The 18,050-nt window shown below is 68.0% G+C and carries 18 protein-coding genes and 3 pseudogenes; 13 read left to right on the top strand and 8 right to left on the bottom strand.

Translation table 11 applies throughout. The annotated features are described in order from the left end of the window. Nucleotide 1: 1 nt before the first annotated feature. Nucleotides 2-1,303, bottom strand: coding sequence for a cytochrome P450 (locus tag ACIQVL_RS34930; RefSeq protein ID WP_403444599.1), 1,302 nt, complete (start codon nt 1,301-1,303; stop codon nt 2-4). Between the two features lie 663 nt (nt 1,304-1,966). On the opposite strand from ACIQVL_RS34930, the gene ACIQVL_RS34925 reads away from it, so the two are divergent. After that, nucleotides 1,967-2,443, top strand: a complete 477-nt coding sequence (locus ACIQVL_RS34925; RefSeq protein ID WP_403477341.1) for a DUF6924 domain-containing protein — start codon at nt 1,967-1,969, stop codon at nt 2,441-2,443. 147 nt (nt 2,444-2,590) lie between these two features. Here the strand turns inward: ACIQVL_RS34925 and ACIQVL_RS34920 are convergent, their stop codons facing one another. Continuing rightward, nucleotides 2,591-3,088: a hypothetical protein gene (locus ACIQVL_RS34920; RefSeq protein ID WP_403444593.1), complete on the bottom strand. Its 498-nt coding sequence runs from the start codon at nt 3,086-3,088 to the stop codon at nt 2,591-2,593. 286 nt (nt 3,089-3,374) lie between these two features. Here ACIQVL_RS34920 and ACIQVL_RS34915 point away from each other — a divergent pair, with 286 nt between their 5' ends. From ACIQVL_RS34915 to ACIQVL_RS34905, 3 genes are all read left to right on the top strand, one after another. Next, nucleotides 3,375-3,695 carry a hypothetical protein gene (locus ACIQVL_RS34915; protein WP_403444590.1) on the top strand — a complete coding sequence of 107 codons (321 nt, stop codon included), beginning with the start codon at nt 3,375-3,377 and terminating at the stop codon, nt 3,693-3,695. 55 nt (nt 3,696-3,750) lie between these two features. Continuing rightward, entirely contained in the window at nt 3,751-4,086 is a 336-nt protein-coding gene (locus ACIQVL_RS34910; RefSeq protein ID WP_403444588.1) for a hypothetical protein, read from the top strand. Between the two features lie 370 nt (nt 4,087-4,456). Further along, entirely contained in the window at nt 4,457-4,660 is a 204-nt protein-coding gene (locus tag ACIQVL_RS34905) for a DNRLRE domain-containing protein (RefSeq protein WP_403477340.1), read from the top strand. A 5-nt stretch (nt 4,661-4,665) separates the two neighbouring features. On the opposite strand, the gene ACIQVL_RS34900 is transcribed toward ACIQVL_RS34905, so the two are convergent. From ACIQVL_RS34900 to ACIQVL_RS34890, 3 genes are all read right to left on the bottom strand, one after another. Continuing rightward, nucleotides 4,666-4,800 (bottom strand): hypothetical protein, encoded by a 135-nt coding sequence (locus ACIQVL_RS34900; protein ID WP_403444582.1) that lies wholly within the window; start codon nt 4,798-4,800, stop codon nt 4,666-4,668. Nucleotides 4,801-4,886: 86 nt separating this feature from the next. Continuing rightward, nucleotides 4,887-5,012: a hypothetical protein gene (locus tag ACIQVL_RS34895; protein WP_403444580.1), complete on the bottom strand. Its 126-nt coding sequence runs from the start codon at nt 5,010-5,012 to the stop codon at nt 4,887-4,889. A 251-nt stretch (nt 5,013-5,263) separates the two neighbouring features. After that, entirely contained in the window at nt 5,264-5,554 is a 291-nt protein-coding gene (locus tag ACIQVL_RS34890) for a cupin domain-containing protein (RefSeq protein WP_403444607.1), read from the bottom strand. Nucleotides 5,555-6,275: 721 nt separating this feature from the next. Here ACIQVL_RS34890 and ACIQVL_RS34885 point away from each other — a divergent pair. From ACIQVL_RS34885 to ACIQVL_RS34855, 7 genes and pseudogenes are all read left to right on the top strand, one after another. Beyond that, nucleotides 6,276-6,530, top strand: a pseudogene (locus ACIQVL_RS34885) (PIG-L family deacetylase); the annotation flags it as partial. Nucleotides 6,531-6,539: 9 nt separating this feature from the next. Continuing rightward, nucleotides 6,540-6,656 (top strand): annotated as a pseudogene (locus tag ACIQVL_RS34880) (sigma factor); the annotation flags it as partial. A 322-nt stretch (nt 6,657-6,978) separates the two neighbouring features. Continuing rightward, entirely contained in the window at nt 6,979-11,493 is a 4,515-nt protein-coding gene (locus tag ACIQVL_RS34875) for a DNRLRE domain-containing protein (protein ID WP_403477339.1), read from the top strand. Then, complete coding sequence (locus tag ACIQVL_RS34870; RefSeq protein WP_403444575.1) at nt 11,490-12,056, top strand: hypothetical protein; 567 nt, start codon at nt 11,490-11,492, stop codon at nt 12,054-12,056. The genes ACIQVL_RS34875 and ACIQVL_RS34870 overlap by 4 nt, the downstream gene beginning before the upstream one ends. 1,042 nt (nt 12,057-13,098) lie before the next feature. Beyond that, nucleotides 13,099-13,254, top strand: a complete 156-nt coding sequence (locus tag ACIQVL_RS34865) for a hypothetical protein (RefSeq protein WP_403477338.1) — start codon at nt 13,099-13,101, stop codon at nt 13,252-13,254. Nucleotides 13,255-13,281: 27 nt separating this feature from the next. Beyond that, entirely contained in the window at nt 13,282-14,172 is an 891-nt protein-coding gene (locus ACIQVL_RS34860) for a bifunctional DNA primase/polymerase (protein ID WP_403477441.1), read from the top strand. Next, complete coding sequence (locus ACIQVL_RS34855) at nt 14,169-14,291, top strand: hypothetical protein (RefSeq protein WP_403477337.1); 123 nt, start codon at nt 14,169-14,171, stop codon at nt 14,289-14,291. The genes ACIQVL_RS34860 and ACIQVL_RS34855 overlap by 4 nt, the downstream gene beginning before the upstream one ends. Nucleotides 14,292-14,305: 14 nt before the next feature. Here ACIQVL_RS34855 and ACIQVL_RS34850 read toward each other — a convergent pair whose 3' ends face one another. Further along, nucleotides 14,306-15,112, bottom strand: a complete 807-nt coding sequence (locus ACIQVL_RS34850; RefSeq protein WP_403477336.1) for a DUF6461 domain-containing protein — start codon at nt 15,110-15,112, stop codon at nt 14,306-14,308. A 259-nt stretch (nt 15,113-15,371) separates the two neighbouring features. Here ACIQVL_RS34850 and ACIQVL_RS34845 point away from each other — a divergent pair. Then, nucleotides 15,372-15,565: pseudogene (locus tag ACIQVL_RS34845) on the top strand (helix-turn-helix transcriptional regulator). Then, nucleotides 15,562-17,022 (top strand): tyrosine-type recombinase/integrase, encoded by a 1,461-nt coding sequence (locus tag ACIQVL_RS34840; RefSeq protein WP_403477335.1) that lies wholly within the window; start codon nt 15,562-15,564, stop codon nt 17,020-17,022. The pseudogene ACIQVL_RS34845 and the gene ACIQVL_RS34840 overlap by 4 nt, the downstream one beginning before the upstream one ends. 76 nt (nt 17,023-17,098) lie before the next feature. Here ACIQVL_RS34840 and ACIQVL_RS34835 read toward each other — a convergent pair whose 3' ends face one another. Next, nucleotides 17,099-17,437 carry a type II toxin-antitoxin system PemK/MazF family toxin gene (locus ACIQVL_RS34835; RefSeq protein WP_403477334.1) on the bottom strand — a complete coding sequence of 113 codons (339 nt, stop codon included), beginning with the start codon at nt 17,435-17,437 and terminating at the stop codon, nt 17,099-17,101. Next, on the bottom strand, nt 17,431-17,871 hold the full coding sequence (locus tag ACIQVL_RS34830) for a hypothetical protein (protein WP_403477333.1): 441 nt from the start codon (nt 17,869-17,871) through the stop codon (nt 17,431-17,433). Before ACIQVL_RS34830 ends, ACIQVL_RS34835 begins: the two co-directional genes overlap by 7 nt. Nucleotides 17,872-18,050 lie beyond the last annotated feature (179 nt).

Raw genomic sequence — 18,050 nt, 5'->3', positions numbered from 1 at the left:
CTCAGCCGCGCAAGGTGGCACGCAGGCGCAGGCCGACAGTTGCGAGACCTTCGAGGGTGGTGACCTGATAGCCGGGCTCCGGTCCGGACGGCACACTCAGGTGGTGGCAGCGGGCGGTCTGTGCGGTCAGGAGCGTCAGCATCGCCATGGCCAGGGAGGTTCCCTCGCAGCCGTGCGGCCCGGTACCGAAGGAGAGGAAGACCCCGGGCTTCGCCCGCGAGCCCGAATCGTCGAGCCACCGCTCGGGCCGGAACTCGTCCGGCTCGGCGAATTCGCGTGCGTCGCGGTGGGCGGTGTACGGGCAGACGAGAACGGTGGATCCGGCGTCGATGGTGTAATCGGCGAGCTGAGTCTGCCGCGGGGTGCGCCGGGTCAGCAGCCAGCTCGGCGGGTACAGCCGGAGCACCTCGCTGACCAGCGCCTGGGTGTACCGCAGGCTGCCGAGGTGGGTGCTGTCCGTCGCGGCCGGGTCCTCGGGCAGCAGGGTGGCTTCGGCCGCGACACGGTCCGCCGCCCCGGGATGCAGGGCCAGGTGCAGCAGGATCCATCCGGCTGCCCGGGAAGGGGTCTCGAAGGTGGCGACGGTGATCCCGGGGAGAGTGTCGAGGACAGCCTCTTCCGGCAGCAGGCCGTAGTGGGGGGAGGACCGGAGCATCTGTCCCAGCATGTCGTCACCGAGCCGGCCCGACGAACGACGCCGGCGGACGACAGGCCGCAGAGCGTCGGTGAAGGCGGCTTGCTGCCGGGTGCGGAACCGCCGGGCCGGTGTGGGAACCCAGCGTGGCCATACCCAGCGCGAGGGGCGTACGAGCACCTCCCGCGCCAGGAAGAGCTGGGAGGCGTAGGGCAGCAGGGTGGGAGCATCCTCGCCGAAGAGATAGTGCACGCCGATCTCCGCCAAGGTGTGCCGGACCGGGGGCAGGATCTCGACGTCCCGGTCCGTGGGCAGCTGGTCGGCGAACCGGGCGGTCCGGGGCGCGATCTCCCCGATCCGGGCCGCAACGGCCTGCGCACGCAGTCCGCGCATGCGCGCGGCGTGAGCGTACCCGCGCTCCTCGGGTGTCGGTGCTCCGCTCGACCGCTTCGGCGGCGGGAAGAGAGGCGAGGAGGCCTTGGGAAAGTCCTGCGCCCGGCGCAGGACCGCCTCACACGGCTCGGCCGCAGCCGCCACGTAGACCCCCGGCTCCAGCTGCCAGACGTCCCCGCACTCCTCGGCGCCACGACGCGCCACCCCCAGCCGGTCGCGACTCCAGGCCGCGAAACCCCCTCCGGGCAACCGCGGCGGCTCGTTCCTTCCGCCCATGAGAACGTCCCTGGCCCTCGACCACGTGACCGCGACCCGGCGGGCGCCCCTGGGCACCCGCCGGCAGCGCGCGCTCGGTCCTATTCGTCGCCGGCGTACGCATCCCATTCGTGGGAGCCGTACGCACCGTAGTGGCGGGTGAAGGACAGCTTCCCCAGCAGCTTGGCGATCATGATGCGCTCCTCTCGCCTGTCTTCAGCACCAAATGCCACACATCACACATTTTCTCATACATCGCATCTACGACATAGACCCCATCCCAGACCCACCTCCCAAGCCTTCACCACTTGATCGCCACGCCCGGACACCGCGGACGCGCCACGACGGAGGGCGGCGCCGCAGCCACGGACATGTCCCCGTCGCCGTCGGCCGGCAGCTGCACCACCCCACCCCGCTCCGCAGTCAGCCGCCGAAGGTCGGAGGTTGTGCCTGCCGGGCACTGCAGCACGACAGCGAGGTCCGGAAACCCATGGTCGAGGCAGATACGGGCGGATGGCACGTCGATCGGGATGCCCTGAGCGAGGCGATCCGTGCTCGGTGGACCGAGGTGGCGACCGATTCGTCGCACCGCAGTGAAGTACGCAGCGTCAAACGGGCGTGTGAACTGACGGCCCGTGGGGCAGTCGGGCACGGCTCACCGATCGTCACCGAGGAGAAGGATCCATGACAGCGTTGCCCGCCGCCACCGGCCGTGATGAGTTGGACGTCCTGGTCGTCAGGACCGACTACCACGACGATCAGGCGTGGCAGGACGTGACAGCGGCGCTGATGGAACCCTGGGGAGACAGGCAGTACGAGGCGCACGTCCACTTCATAGACGACCCGGCCTGGGCAGGAGTGACTGTTGACGAGGCGCTGAGTGCGGTCTGCGCCGACGAGAACCTGGCCGTTGTCTTCTCCGCCGACCGGACAACCATGCAGGCCGAGAGCCACACACTGCCGGCGGTCACCACGCTGACGCGGGAGGAGTGCGTGGACGACGAGGACTACGAGCAGCTGACCGAGTTCGGCCGTGAGTTCCGCACCGTCCCCGCAGGGGTCCACGACATCCACGCCAACCTGAGCATCGGCAACCTGGGCTTCGAGGAGTACGCCGCATGGGCTCACGATGATCCCGAGGGGATCTACCGGTCCTTCTGAACAGGGCTCACGGAACTCGGAACTGCGGACAGAACCTTGAAATCGGCCACCCCCTTCTCATGGGCAACCCCACATCTGCTGGCGATTCCCCAGCCTGGAGTGAGACGGTCTCCATGGGTCAGGGGGCCGGTTTGCTTCGGCCGATGATCAGGGCTGGTTCGCGATCCGCCGGCCAAGCTGTTCGAGGAACTCCTGCAAGCTGGACGCGGCAACCTTGAAGTCGGCAAACCAGGAAGCCGTGGTGGACTTCCAGACTTGTCCGCTGTCTCCGATCGCGAACAGATGGCCTCCTCCGTCGCTGGAGAAGACCACCGCGATCCATTCGTCCTCAATGGGGGCAGGGCCGTACTCGCGGAAGTGCTCCGCCGCCGTCGCAGGTGAGTGGATGAAGTAACCGCTGTCGACGTCGGGCAGCGAAGCCTCGCTGATCACCCAGTAGAGGGTGGTCAGGTCGGAGGGAATCGGCGTCAGCTCCACGAGCGCGTCCGTCGCCTGGTGGCTGTCGTCAGTTGCGAGTATCACGGCGTTGTTGCCGGGCGGGAAGCCATGCGTCGGGAGGAAGGACTGCATCAGCTCCGTCAGCGCCGCGTCGGCCTGCTCCCACCAAGACCGGACCCACTCCGCGTCAAGCCGCTCACCAGGCACGTTTCCCCCTCGAATATGCGTGGGACCCGCTGGCACGAGCCCGGAAGAACATAGCGAAGGGCTCAGCACGGGGTGCGATGGGAACCGCGCGATTCCGATCCGTCGCTCCTGGATCAGCCCAACCTGCTCAGGCGGTCTCCCTACTCATCGTGCGATATCGCCCGGTATGGCGAACTGGGATCGGAGTGTCGTGGAGAGCCTGCGTGCACAAGTTCGCCCTGGTCGGGGGCCTGGATGCTCACGAGGGAGAAAGACGCGGACGCTCACGCACTGAGGTCATTCAGCGTTGCCGCTCCAGGGCGAGGACGGCCGCGGCGAGGCCGGGGACGGGGTGCCCGTCAGGGTTGCGTGCCGGGTACTGAAGCTCGCCGGACAGCCCTACTGCCGCGGGCTGGGCAAGCCGGTTGCCGACGCCGTGTTGGCGGAGGCATATCACGCGAACGCGCTGTTCGACGCGCACCGCGACTACCCGGAGTTCGGCTACCGGTTCCTGGGCGATGAAGCGCGTGATGCCGGGGCCGGGATGGCCGACCGCACCGCGTGGCGGATCTGCCGGGACAACCGCTGGTGGAGCGTGGGCCCTTTTCAAGCTCAGCAGGGCTGCTGACGCGGCTCGCCCCCCCGGTTGAGCCTGGTGGAGGCTCTGAGGGCAGGATGCCTTCGTGCCCAACACGGTTGTTGAGATCCACGTCCCGTTGCTTCCGGCGCCCGACCTACCGGACGGTTCCTACCCGTTTCCCTGGATCGAGGAGGTCGAGGACTTCCTGTCCGATCTCGAAGACCAGGGTGACGTGGAAGTATTCGATGAGGGAGAGGAGGACGGGGACGTCTACGTCTTCTTCGTCACCGGAGCCGGTGAGAGAGATCTGCTGGCAGTGGCATCCCGCGTGGCCACGCTGCCCGGGGTCCCTGCAGGAGCAGTTGCGATCGTCAGTAACGACGAGGCCGAGGAGTTCGGTCTGGGACGGCGGGTGGCGCTTGCGCAGCCTGCGCTCTGAAGACCGATGCGAAGCCCCCCGGCCCAGGTCAGGTCGCACGGCAGCGGGGCACCCCGTACGTGACGAAGTGAAGCTCCTGGTAGACGAGTTGTCGACCAAGACCAACCTGTCCGCCCGGAGTTTTGCCGTCTGGATCTGGACGGTTCAAGTTGTCGCAGGCCGACTCGGGCCACCGGCTGCCGAAGGACTCCGACGGGAAGCTGGTCGCCGAGGCGCCGGCCCCGATGATGCGGAATGTGTCCAAGGACCCGGCTTCGGGTGAGTCCGCGTGCTAGGAGCAGGTCTCCACGAAGATCGAGACCGCCGACGACGGTTCCAGACCCTCGTGCTGACGCCGGACTAGGAGTCCCTGGCCACCGCGACGTACCCGGTGACGGTCGACCCGACCCCCACCCTCACGGTGACCACGGACACCCGGGTGCAGAACCCGGACTACCCCGACTCGCAGGTCTCCTCGCAGGAGCTGAAGTCGGGCACCTACGACTCCGGTACGGACACGGCACGTTCGTACCTGAAGTTCGATATGTCGAAGTTCGCTGGTAAGCACATCACGTCGGCGACGATGTCGCTGTAGACCTTCTACTCGGCGACCTGCTCCACCTCCGGCGTCGCCACCCGGGCCCGCCGGATCACGTCGACGTGGTCCTCGTCGTCGATCACGTGGGGTGCACAGCACTCGACGATCACGACGGGGTTGCGACCAACACCGGGCACTGGGGCTACTCGTCGTCCTGCCCGGCCGCCCGGTCGAACAGGAAACTGCAGGCGACCACTCAGGCGTGGGCGGACGGCTCCACCAACTACGGCCTGCAGATCCGCAGCGCGGACAAGACGGACTCGACGACCTGGCGGTGCCCGTCCCGGTCCTCCAGCCAGGGTGGGACCGGCATCGCGTCCCGTACGACTGCCCACTTCGCGTCGCTCATGTCCGAGGAGTGCCGCGACTCCCGATCCGGATGGTCGCCCGCATTCCCGAACCGGTGAGCAAGGCAATCACACGACCGTGCAGCCGGGTTGGACTGCATCGGCTCGGAACGGCAAGACGCGTCACAAGGGCCTCCTGATCAGCCCGTTGGGAGTTCGACAATCCGGAGCTGGTCAGGAGTCCCAATCCCCGCCTTCATGCCTGGGTTGCGGCAAGATCACCGTTGGTGGTCCCGACTTCTGTTCTGTCCGCTCACGCGTTGAGGATGTGTCCGGTCGTCGCGTCCACGTGAGCGGGGATCTCGTCGTGGCGGTCGCCCACGGTCGGTGTCCCGGTCGGCTCGAACATGAGGATCGCGGCTCCGGACGGCGCGTACGGCTTGTGCTCCGTACCTGCGGGGACGGTGAGAACCGCCCCCTGCCGCAGCAGGACCGTGCGTTCACCCTCGGGCTCGCGCAAGGAGATGTGCAGCTCCCCGTCGAGCACCAGGAAGAACTCGTCCGTGTCGTCGTGGACGTGCCCCCGCCGTGCGTACGGGCCAATTCGCCTTTATGCGCCACATCGTGGGGAGTAGGACGGTCGCCGAGGGGCGCGGCCGGGCCATTGCGTTTCACGAAGGAGCACAGCACCTCCGCGATCGGCCCGCGGTCGCCCGGCGAGTCCCAGGCGATGCGTTCGAGGGCGTAGACCGCGCCGATCCGTACCTCCGGGCTGTTGCTGCCCAGCTGTTCCACTGCTGCCGTGAAGCGCTGGGTGAACTGACCTTGGCGGCTGACGTCAAGCTGGCGCCAGGTGAAGAACGCGCCGATCAGCAGAGCTAGGCCCGCCAGGCCCTGCAGCAACGTGGTGCGGATGTCATTAACCGCCTTTGCCCGGTCCGCGGCGGGCGTCGAGGGAGCGTCCCAACCCTGATCACGTCGGGCCTCACGGCGGAGACGGCCAGCCACGTTGATACGACGGCGGAGGGGGCGATGGCAGCCCGTCGAAGCCCGTCCGCTGCCTGATCACTTCGACTCCGAAACTCCGGCTGGTTGCGGTCCGAGAGTGCTCCTGCGACCGGTCGGCTGGCCCCGTACGTCGCTGTTTCCACCGGCGGATGACGTGCGGGGCCGCTTGCTACGCGCTATGCCACTTCGCCGTCGGTCTGCCGCTCGGCCGGGACCGGCGCCCCAGCGCCGCAGCCCGGGCGAACGGCAGTCCAAACCGCTCGGGTGCTGGCTGTGGGAAGCTCGTAGCTGACCTGGATGACAGGACATCAGCTTGGGAGGGCCTGGAGCCCTGGGACGGTGTCCGCTGGGTCGCTGTGGCCGCGTCACCCGCCGCCACGCACGCCGTCGACGCCTCGCCCGGCCTGGACCGGGCGGTGCGCTCACTCCTCGAACACCGTACCTATATCGAGGTGTTGACCGACGAGGACCCCGAGACGCACATCCGCGACTTCCTGACCGAACACACCGCCGCGGACCGCGACCGCTTCGGCGGCAAGCCGGCGGTCGCCTTCGAACTCCTCTCCCGGTAGGGCGCCCCCATGACCGAGAACACGGAACTGCTGGCCCGGCGCTTCGAGGAGCACCGCGGCCAACTGCGCGCGGTGGCCTACCGGATGCTCGGCTCGCTCGCCGAGGCCGACGACGCGGTCCAGGAGGGACGCCCGCTGTCGGTCATGGCGGTCACCGTTGCCGAAGGCCGGATCACCGAGATGTACATCCTCGCCGACCCCGAGCGACTGGCCCGCCTGGAGCTCGTTAACCCCTCGCAGGGCGATATCTAGCCATCCTAGTTGGCCGGAAATTCACTTGATCGCAGCTGACGCACTCACCGGGCAGAGGTACGTTCGCCGATCTTGGGATTGTGAAGTCCCTGTGCAGATGGAGAAGGTGTACGTGAGACCGTTCAAGGAAAGACGGAGACCGGGCCCGGGGCGCGCAGCGCGTTCCACCCGAGCTCGCCGTATCGCCGCCATAGCCGTGCTGGCCCTGGTCGTGGAGAGCGTCACCCTCGCCGGCCCGGCCGGCCGGGCCCTGGCGGACGAACCCGCCGCGTCCGACCCCGGCCAGATGTCCACGCCGGACTACGGTCCCGCGGAAGCGCAGACTCTCGCGTCGGCGCGGATGATGGCCTGGTCGCAGAACCGGCGGATCGAGGCGCTCTCCGAACGCACGGATGACACGAGTACGTACGCGAATCCGGACGGCTCGCTGACCACGGAGACCTACGCCGGACCGGTCCGGGTGAAGCAGGACGACGGTTCATGGGCGGACATCAGCACCGACCTCACCGACGTCGGTGACCGTCTGCAACCGGAAGCGTCCACGGGCGAGATAGCTGTCTCCGACGGCGGGGACAAACACCTCGCGGCAGTGTCCGAAGGGTCCAAGACCTTCGGAATCGGATGGAAGAGCGCGCTGCCGGAACCGACGGTCGACGGCAACGTCGCCACCTACGACCTCGGCAGTGGCGTATCCCTGACGGTGGAGGCCCTGGCGCAGGGCTTCGAACAGTCGGTGGTACTCGACCGGGCGCCCACCGGCCCGCTCTCGTACCGGATCCCGCTCACGCTCACCGGTCTGGCACTGACCAAGGATCAGGCGACCCGGCATCTCCTGCTCAAGGACACCGCGGGGAAACTGGTCGCCGAGGCGCCGGCTCCACGCATGTGGGACTCCTCCTTCGACCGGGCGTCCGGTGATCCGGCGCACCAGGCCGAGGTCGACACCAGCATCGAGACCGGCGACGACGGCACCACCCTGGTGATCACCCCTGATCCCGGCTTCTTCACCCAGGATCTGACCTACCCGGTCACCATCGACCCTTCGTCGACCCTCGCCGTCACCACCGACACCTGGGTGCAGAACCCCGACTATCCCGATTCCCAGCAGGGTTCGCAGGAACTGAAGTCGGGAACGTACGACGCGGGCAGTGATGTGGCCCGCTCGTACGTCAAGTTCAACGTCGCACCGTTCGCGGGCAAGCACATCACGTCCGCGACGATGTCGCTGTACTCCTACTACTCCTCCACCTGCGCGACCTCCGGGCCGCCGACCCAGGCCCGCCGCATCACGTCCGCGCTCGACACGGCGACGATCACCTGGGGCAGCCAGCCGTCGACCACCACGAGCAACATGGCCACCAACACCGGCCACTGGGGCTATGACTCGTCCTGCCCCGCCAACTGGTCGAACTGGTCACTGACCGGGATGGTCCAGGACTGGGCCGACGGCGCCGCGAACAACGGCATCCAGGTACGCAGCGCCGACGAGGCCAACTCCACGACCTGGCGGCGATTCCGCTCCGCGAACTATGCGACCAGCGGATACGCGCCGAAACTCGTGGTCAACTACAACTCCTACCCGGGCACGGCCACCCTGGTGGCGCCCGCGTCCGGCACCGCCACCAGCGACACCACGCCGACGCTGTCGGCCAAGGCGACCGACGCCGACACCGACCAGCTCCGCTACACCTTCGAGGTCTGGGACAACTCCCAGACGAACCTGCAGTCGAGCGGCAGCTCCGGCGTCGGACTGTCCGGTGCCACGGGCTCATGGACCTCGGCGATCCTGCCTACCGGCACATACAAGTGGCGGGCCAAGGCCGACGATGGCACGGACACCTCCACCGCCTGGTCGGTCTGGAACACCCTGGTCGTCGACTCCTCCGCCCCCGCGGCGCCGACCATCACCTCCACGAGCCACGCCTCCCCGTCGAGCTGGTACCCGACCGGGTCCTTCACCGGCACCCTGTCCGCCACCGACACCAGCGGCATCGCGGGCTACGCGGTGAGCTACGACCAGAGCCCGACCGGTTCCCCCGGCACCGCGGTGACACAGACCTCCACCGCCCTGTCCACGACCGGCAGGGCAGACGGCACCTGGTACGTCCACGCCGCGGTGAAGAACAAGGCCGGACTGTGGTCCGCCACCAGGACCTTCGCGTTCCACGTGGACACCACGGCCCCCGGCACACCCACCGTGAGCTCCTCCACCCACCCGGTACCGGGAACCACCTACCCCAGCCGCCTCGCCTCCTTCACCTGGACCGCTCCCGACGACAGCTCCGGCATCGCCGCCTACGCCCTGACGGTCGATCAGTCCAGCACCACGATCCCCGGCACCACCACCACGCAGACCGGCACCTCCTACAGCACGACCGTCACCGCCGACGGCACCTGGTACCTGCACGTCCGCACCAAGGACAAGGCGGGCAACTGGTCTGCCGGTGCCGCCCACTTCGCCTTCACCGTGAACGCCTCGGCGGTCCTGCTGCCCACCATCGGCTCCACCACCCACCCCGACCAGTCCGCCGCCTACCCGGCAGGCGCCCTGAATGCCACCTGGAGCACCGTCGGCACCGCGGCCGGATACAGCTACCAGGTGGACTCCACCACGGAGACCGTCCCCGACACCACGGTGGACACCACCACCCCCAACTGCAGCGTGACGGAACCCGAGGGCACCTGGTACCTGCATGTGCGGGCGGTGGACGCGTCCGGGGTGTGGGGACCCGCCGCCCACTACCGCTTCACCGTCGACACCACCGCCCCCGCCGCCCCGACCGTCGGGTCCACGGACTACCCGACAGACGCCTGGACCGGAGACTCCGACCTGCCGGGCACCTTCACCATCACCTCCAAGGACGCACGGCTGGCGAAGGTGAGCTACACCCTCGACAACGGCACCACCACCGTGCGGAACACGAGCGGCGCCACCACAGCGGTCACCCTCACGCCGGCCACCACCGGCAGCCACCACCTCTCCGTGACCGCGACCGACACCGCGGGCAACGTCTCCGCAGCCACCACCTACACCTTCCACGTCGGCACCGCCGGACTTACCAGCCCCCTGAGCGGCGAGGAGGAAGGCCACATCGTCACCCTGGTCGCCGCCGGCCCCGCTGACCTGACCGGTACGACCTTCCAGTACCGCCGTGCCGATGGGGACGCCTGGACCACCATCGACGCGAGCACGGTCACGTACGCCTTCGACGGGACTCCCGTCACCTGGCCCGTCGGCATGACCGCCGGCCAGACATCGGCGCTGAACTGGAACACAGACGCCCTCACCGCGGAGGGCGACCTCCAGATCAGAGCCGTGTTCACCGGGCCCGACTCGCCGGCCCCCTCGGAAGCGGTGACGGTCGATCTCCGGCGTGTGGCAACCCTCGATCCGGGCGACACCGGCGCCCTCCTCGCGCCGACCGTGGTCCAGTCCGCCGCGCTGGACAGCGCCCAGGACCGGGCCGACGCATCGCCCGACACCCTCGCACCGCCCTACCTCGACCAGGACACCGGCGACATCGTCGCCCCCGTCACGACTGCCGGCGCCATGAGCACCGCCGTCGCCCCGATCGAGATCACCGACATCCCCGCCGACCTGGGCACCGACGATGACAGCGTCCCCGACTCGGCCGAGGACGCCGACGGCAGCACCACCACCGAAGACGGGATCGCCGATGCCGTGACGACCACCGACGCGACCGTCACCCCCGACTCGGAGATCGTCACCCACAGCCAGTCGGAACTCGACTCCGTCGCCGACGAAATCCTCACCCTGGACGACGTCTCCGGCGCGACAGCCATGGACACGGCCTGGGTCGACGCCCAGCGCAACCGTGTGGTCGTCACCGTCCCGGCCAAGGACGACGCCCTGGCGGACCAACTCGGCGAACGCTACGGCACCGAAACCGTCGCCGTGGAGGTCAACCCCGGGTCCGGAACGGCGGACAACACCGCGGACCGCGCACACGACGCCAGCCCCTTCAAGGGTGGCGCGGAGTACTACGCCCAGGCTTCCGGGGCCACGAAGTACAGCGTTTGCACCACAGGATTCGCCTGGTCCAACGGAAGCAGCCCCTACATACTCAGTGCCGGCCACTGCCTCGATCAGAGCAAGGACTTCGTCTACTTCCCCACCACCACCGACGTGGGGTACGCCGTCTACGACAACTACAACTCGTCCGGCTCGATCAAATTCCACGGACAGGACTACTGGTCGGGCGACCTGTCGCTCATCAAGCTGTACGCCGGCACCACTTCCGCCCGCATCTACAAGGGCGGCTCCACCAGCTCCGGCCTGCGCCGGGTGGCGAACCGGTGGACCACGCGATCCCAGGTCGGCGAGCAATTCTGCACCGGCGGTCGGCAGAGCGGTGAGGTATGCGGCTGGAAAGTCACCAAGACCAGGCTCCGGGTCAAATACAAGAACGGTTCGGTCGCCCACAACGTCACCGAGGGGTCCAAGAACTCCGGAAAGTGTGTCATCAGCGGCGATTCCGGCGGGCCGGTCTACACGGTTCTGCAGTCCGGGAACCAGGCAGGCTACGTCTACGCGAAGGGAGTCATCTCAGGAGGGAACTGCTCCAGCGTCGGCAGCAGCAACAACAGCGACCACGACTGCAGTGACCTCTGGGACGCTCCCTGCACGGTTGATTTCACGGACATCGCACTTGCCGAGAAGGCCCTTCCAGGAGGAGTGAAGAAGTGGTGACCGCACCGAACAGGACCGGTGTGCTGCTGGCGGCATGCGGAGTTCTCACGCTGGTCTCGGCTTGCGCGCCGCAGCAGGCTCCCTGCACGATGTCCCGGGCCGGCTCCGCCGTGTCCGTGCTCCTGCTCGCGTCCGACTACCCGGATCTCGCGAAGGGCCGCTACCAGCTCTGCGTCGAGGACCAGTGCCGACAGGGCAGCTTCCACCCCGCCTCGCTGCTGAGCGCGAACGACACCCTTCCCGACGACTGGAGCACCCGGAAGGACTGGAGTACCCGCAAGGTCACCGTCCGGCTGCGCATCACCGCACCGGGAGCACATGCGCCCAGCGTCGACGAAAGGACGACGATCACACTCGAGAGAGCCGACACGCCCTGCATGGGGACCTCATACGGACGTGCCCTGGCACTGACTCCGGCGGGCGGTCTGAGCGAATCGGTGCCGACAACCGGCCCCTGGGACCCGAAGAACGTGGCGCGGCCCCCCGTACACCCGGGCGGATCGCCGACGGACGACGCTTCACGAGCGACAACCGGTGCCACGCCGGTGAGCCCGTCACCATGACGCGCTGACGTCCGAGCATCGGGGCCGTCTCCTCAGGACACCAGCGGCACATGAGGCCCTTGGTCGCGTCCCGCTGCCGTCGGGCAGCGGGACGCAGTCGTCCGCGGCGGGGAACGTAGGTTCCAAGGCCGGTGATGGACGTAGATGTCGCAGCACTGCCCCGGCGCCGGCGGTGGCGCTCCGTGCGGGCCAGGTGCCCGCCGCCGGTGGTGATGCGGGGGGCCCTCCACACCCCCCGGCCCTCCCTCGAAGGGGGCGGGGGGCCGTTTTCGATCTTGACGTGGGCGGGTGGGGGCAGGTGGTGGGGGTCGGGGGGGTTCCCTCCCCGGCCGGGCCCCCGGAGGGGACCACAGCCCGCACCGGGCCGCCAGGCCAAGCCGCCTGCGGCGGTCGCGCAAGCGCGAGCCCGGCACCCCGGCACGGCCCGCGGTCGGCTGGCGCCTGCCCGACCGAGGAGGGAGCCCCCCGACCGGCCGGTTGCCCGGCGTCGCGAAGCCGGGTAAAAAGCACCTCTGACCTGCGCATATAGCTTGATCCGCGCCGTAAAACTTGATCGAATTAGCAGTGTCGGAACGGGGCGGGAATCCCGGACCGGCGCCCACCGAGAACCTCAACGACAAGGAACACGGTCCATGACCCAGATCCACATGGCGGAGCGCCTGTCGACGTCGGCCGGTGCCGACCTCGACGCCCAGCTTCGGCCGGGTAGAGAGCGGGGATGCGGGCTCCGTTGAAGAGCACGTGTACGGCTTGGTCCTTGATGCCCAGAAGGCCTGGGCGCCCTATGCGATCGACGGTTCTCGGGGACCGACCCGCCCGGCTGACATCGCCGATGCCCTGACGGCCATTGCCAAGGAAGAGGCGAGAAGCGTCATGACCTACCTGTCTGCGGGTGACCTGGTCTTTCCCGGCTACCTCGCACAGGAAGAGGGCACTGCACCCGCCCACCGCTACCTGAGCCGCGGCTCCGCGGTCGTCGTTCCCGGCCCCATTCCCGCGCGGCGACCGTTACGAGTGGCTGCGCGCCCCGACCCGGCGGCCGATGGCCAACCCGCTCCGTCCGGTGGCCCTGGCAACCATGCTCGTCGCCTCCGCCGAGTTGTTGGCTCGGGTGGACCGGTACGGCGAGCGCTACCGGGCCGCGGACACCTTCGGCCTCTCCGTGATTGAGGGGGCTCCGATCGATGGGGCGGGATGATGCCACCGACCGGCACGACGCTGCCACCTGGACGGCTCTGCCCAGCTCACCGCCGCGCTTGACGCAGCGTCGCGTGACTGGCGCGTCTTCCCCCTCATCCCCGGCGACAAGCGCCCGGCCGTCTCCGACTGGGAGACCCGCGCCACCACGGACCCGGAGCGCATCACCCGCGCGTGGTCCGTCGGCGCCTTCAACGTCGGTATCGCCACCGGCCCTTCCGGCCTGATCGTCATCGACCTGGACAAGCCCAAGCACCCCGGCGACACCCCGCTGGCCGCATGGGCCCAGCACGGAGTCACCGACGGCGCCGACGTGCTCGCCGTGCTCTGCACGCGCCACGGCCGGCCCTTCCCCGGCGACACCTACACCGTCCGCACCTGGAGCGGCGGCACCCACCTGTACTTCCTCGCACCCGAGGGCGAGCCCCTGCGCAACACCGCCGGAGACAGCGCCCGCGGCCTTGGGCGGAAGGTCGACACCCGCGCCTGGGGCGGACTCGTGGTCGGCGCCGACAGCACCGTCGCCGGACACTCGTACACGGTGACCCACCACCGTCCCGTGGCGCCCCTGCCGGGCTGGCTCGCCGACCTTCTGCGCCCTGCGCCGCTGCCCCCGCAGACGCCCATCACGGTCGCTCTCACCGGTCACGGTCGGCGCACGGCCTTCCTCCGCTCCGCGATCAACGGGGAAGTGGAGAGGGTCACCGGCTCCGGCCCGCACGAGCACAACAACGCGCTCTACGTCGCCGCGGTTGCCCTGGGGCAGCTCGTGTCCGGGGGCGAGCTGGGCGAGGCCGACGTCATCGGCTGGCTCCTCACGGCCGCGCTCCAAGTCGGGCAGGGCGAGCGTGAGGCGCGGCGCACCATCGCTTCCGGCTTGCGGGCCGGAGCACGGCGCCCGAGGACGGTCGCGGCATGAGCGCCAACCCGATCCCGCCCCTGCACCTGTACTCCGTGCCCAGCGACCCCGAACCGGCACCCACGGCGCCGCCGAAACGGCGGCTAATCATCCAGCTCACGCTCTCGGCTCAGGCATAGCGCACTGCTGCAGGTCAGGGAGTGGGTGATGAAGGCCCGCGGTTGATAGCCGGTCCTGTGGCCTCGTCTCGAGCGCGGACAAAAGCGCCCTCGACCTCGTCGCGGGTGACTTCCTTGTAGAGACGTTCCCCGTGAGCGTCGGTGATGTCGATGACGATGCCGGTCCACTCCTCTGCGGGCTCCTCGGGCACAAGCCCGAGTTGGTATTCGGCATCCCGGAGCACTTCCTCCGTCACCCGAACCCCGGTCAGCCGCTCGGCGAGGGCGAAGACCGCGGCCTTGGTGTCGACACGCTCGCCCTTCTCGCCCTCGTCGTCCGACAGCGCGAAGCCAACCTCACGCATCACCGAGTTGAGGGCATCGGGAGTGCTGCCGGCCCTGGCCGTGGGCCACTCGAAGGTGGTCCGGAGTTCCCCGTCCTCATACCAATGGAAGAAGTGCATGGGCTTACCTCCATTGCTGGAGTGCACTACAACGCACCCGCCATCCGACAAGACCTCCAGAAAGCGCGACTGCATCCCCATGCCCCCGTCTGCGACGTGCAGGACGAGCGTCCAGTCACCACCTTCGCCTGGGACGGTGAATGCTCCCGCGATGAAGGACTCGTCCCAGTAGTCCGTCGGGTCGCCCAGTTCGTCCTGCCGCTTGATCAACGCGTCCGCCCCTGTGCACGTGCCCTGGGGTTCCGCCTCCATCACCTGCAACACCTCCCTTGGGGCAACGCCCCGCACGAGGGTCAGGGTGTACCCGGTCTCCAGCGCATAGCGGAACAACGGAGAGGAACGCATCCAGGCATAGTCATGTGCGGTCACCGAAGTCATGCCGCACAGTCTGCCTGCTGCCAGTGACAAGGCCGTGAAACGAGCTGGTCGCTGTCACAGCCCTCGCACATTCCGCGTCGACCCAGCCGGTGAATCCCTCACGAAGCAGTCGTCGAGAGCCGTGCACGCGTGCCCAGGACAGCCAGGAATAGCGCACCCACGGAACAAGTGCTCTGCGCCAGTAGCACGAACACCCAGGACAGTCGGAATTGGAGCTGTCCGGCCTGTCCGGATCGGATGAAGCCGAGGGGGAGGCGGAATGAGCGCCCGTACGCAGGACGAAAAGATGACCGTCCAAGAGGTCATCACGGATCTGAAGGTCGCGCCGTCGACGTTCTACCGGTGGCGCCAACTCGGCAAAGGACCCTGTGCCATCAAACTCCCCAACGGCGACGTACGGATCCGGCGGTCGGAGTACGAAGTTGGCTTGCAGAGCGGGAGGACGCTGCGTGAGCACGGATGACAACGCTCCTGTCCTCCGGCCGCACGGGGAGGCGAAGCCGGGGTATTCCCTCGATATCCGGCTGTGGAAAGTCACGAAGGTCAACCGGAAAGCGCGCCCCTATCAACTGCGCTGGGTCGTAGGAGGGAAGGTGAGTAGCGCGACGTTCGCCACGTCGGCACTCGCCGAAAACCGAAGCTCGGAACTGCGGCAGGCAATGCGCCGCGGCGAGGCTTTCGAGATCGCAAGCGGACAGCCTGAGTCCGAAGTCCGTGGGGCAGCGGAAGCGGCGAAAGCCTCAGAAGAAGAACCGCTGTTGCGGTGGTTCGAGTTCTGCCGCAAGTACGTCGCCGAGCGGTGGCGTATGAGCGCGGCCAAGACCCGAGAGGGCATGGCAGACGGTCTTGCAGCCGTGACGCTCGCCATGGTCAAGCGCGGGGACGGTGCTCCCTCGGATGAGCAACTGCGGTTGGCCTTCCGGTGGGGGATCGTGCCCGCGAATGCGGGCGAGGATCCGCCTCCCGACCTCAAGGCCGCGTATGACTGGCTCACGACGACGGACCGTCCGGTGGCCGATGTGGCAGACGCTGCGGTGTTCGAAGACGTGCTCTATCGCCTCGGGTACAAGCTGGACGGCACCCCGGCTGCGGGCGACACGTACAGGCGCCGCCGGCGAGCCCTCAACACCGCCCTAGAACACGCGGTGCTCGCGGGAGACCTCTCGGAGAACCCGCTTCAGCGCGCCCGCCGGAAGCACGTCGGCGCCAATGACGCGGTGGACTGGCGAGTCCTCGTGAACGCCCTACAGGCCCGGCAGTTGCTCGCGGCAATCTCCTACGTCGGTTCGTGGGATCGGTGCCGTGGGAGGCGCCTGATGGCCTTCTACGCGGTGCTGTACTACGCGGGCCTGCGTCCGGCTGAGGCGGTCGGACTGAGACGGTCTGACTGCCACCTCCCGGACACAGAGTGGGGCACGCTGACGCTCCGGGAGACACGTCCCGTCTCCGGTAAGCAGTGGACCGACTCCGGCGAGCGGCACGACCGCCGCGGCCTGAAGGCCAGGGAGGCCAAGAGCGACCGGCCGGTGCCTATCCCGCCTGTCCTGGTGGCGATCCTGCGGGCGCACCTGGACGCGTTCGGCACGGCCAAGGAAGGGCGAGTGTTCGGCAACGAACGTGGGGGCGTGGTCGGCTCATCCACCTATTGGCGGGTGTGGGAGGAAGCGCGGGAGTACGCGCTCCCACCTGAGCGCGTCGACTCGCCCTTGGCCGGACGCCCGTACGACCTGCGGCACGCCTGCATCACGCGGTGGCTGAACGCTGGGGTACCGATCGCTGAGGTTGCCCGGCGGGTTGGCAACTCTCCCGAGGTGATCCACCGCCGCTATCACGGGTGTATCGACGGTCACGAGGAAGCGGCCAACGCGAAGATTGCAAAGGCATTGGAGGAGGAAGGCGACTCCATGTAGCGACGCCGCACATGCTGGAGGGCGGTCCGATTCTTCGGACCGCCCTCCAGCATTAAGGCTGACTGATCAGGCCGCACTAGGACAGCCCCAGGATCACGCGGACGCGGTCCTCGACTTGCCGCATCTCGGCTGGGCCGAGCAATCCGAGACGCCTACGGAGCCTGGACTTATCGACCGTGTGCAGGTCGGAACAGTTGACGTAAGACTCGTCGTACTTGGTAACACCGCATTCAGGACCGATAGGGATATGAGTGGCGTCGGGGCCAGACGTCCCTGTGACCACAGCAACGGTCACCGCCGATAGTGGCTCGGCAATGCGATTGACCGTGAGGATGACTACGGGATGCGCGCCAATAGGATTTGGAAGCATGCACCCCCAGACCTCACCGCGCAACGCAGAGCCGGGGTTTACCATTCGATTTCGTCCCCTGCTGACAACTCTTCTGCGGTGGCAGGCAGCACACCCGCCGGAGTAGGAGCATGCTCCCCTTGGTAGAAGGATCGAATCTGTTCAGCAGCTGCTACCTCAGCTGCCTCACGCGAGAGCAAGCGGAGTCCTTCTCGAAGCGCATCGGAGACCGACGGCAGACTAAGGGCCTGCATGACCAGGCGCAGGTCTGCCATTTCGTCAGGCCTCAGCCTGACTTGAGCCACTTCAGTAGAACGTGAATAGCTGCCTTGCTGGAGTACGCCACGGTACTGATCAGTTTTGGGAGCAGACTTCGTGATCTTCGCAACCTTGGTGATCGCAGGGGCCTTGGTGGTCTTGCCCCGCGTAACGCTTGCCTCGCCTCGCTTCGTGTGGGCTGCGGCCGGCTTGGCTTTCTTACCTCGGGTTTCAGGGGTCATCATTCCTCCTTCCTAGCCCTGTAGTACAGGTGTCATACATCAAGTGTCGGGGGTGCGGCACTGCTGGTCAAGGCAGCGCGGTCGGATGGCGTCCCTTGTCGTGGTGTAGCCGATCAAGGTCAGGGAGTGCGCCGGGGGGCGTGCGCCGATGGGCTTTCGTTCCCTGCCCGCAGGGTGGG

Source organism: Streptomyces sp. NPDC090499 (assembly GCF_044769305.1).
GTDB lineage: Bacteria > Actinomycetota > Actinomycetes > Streptomycetales > Streptomycetaceae > Streptomyces.
The sequence above is the reverse complement of the archived record's forward strand: the minus strand, read 5'-3'. Positions and strand labels throughout refer to the sequence as shown.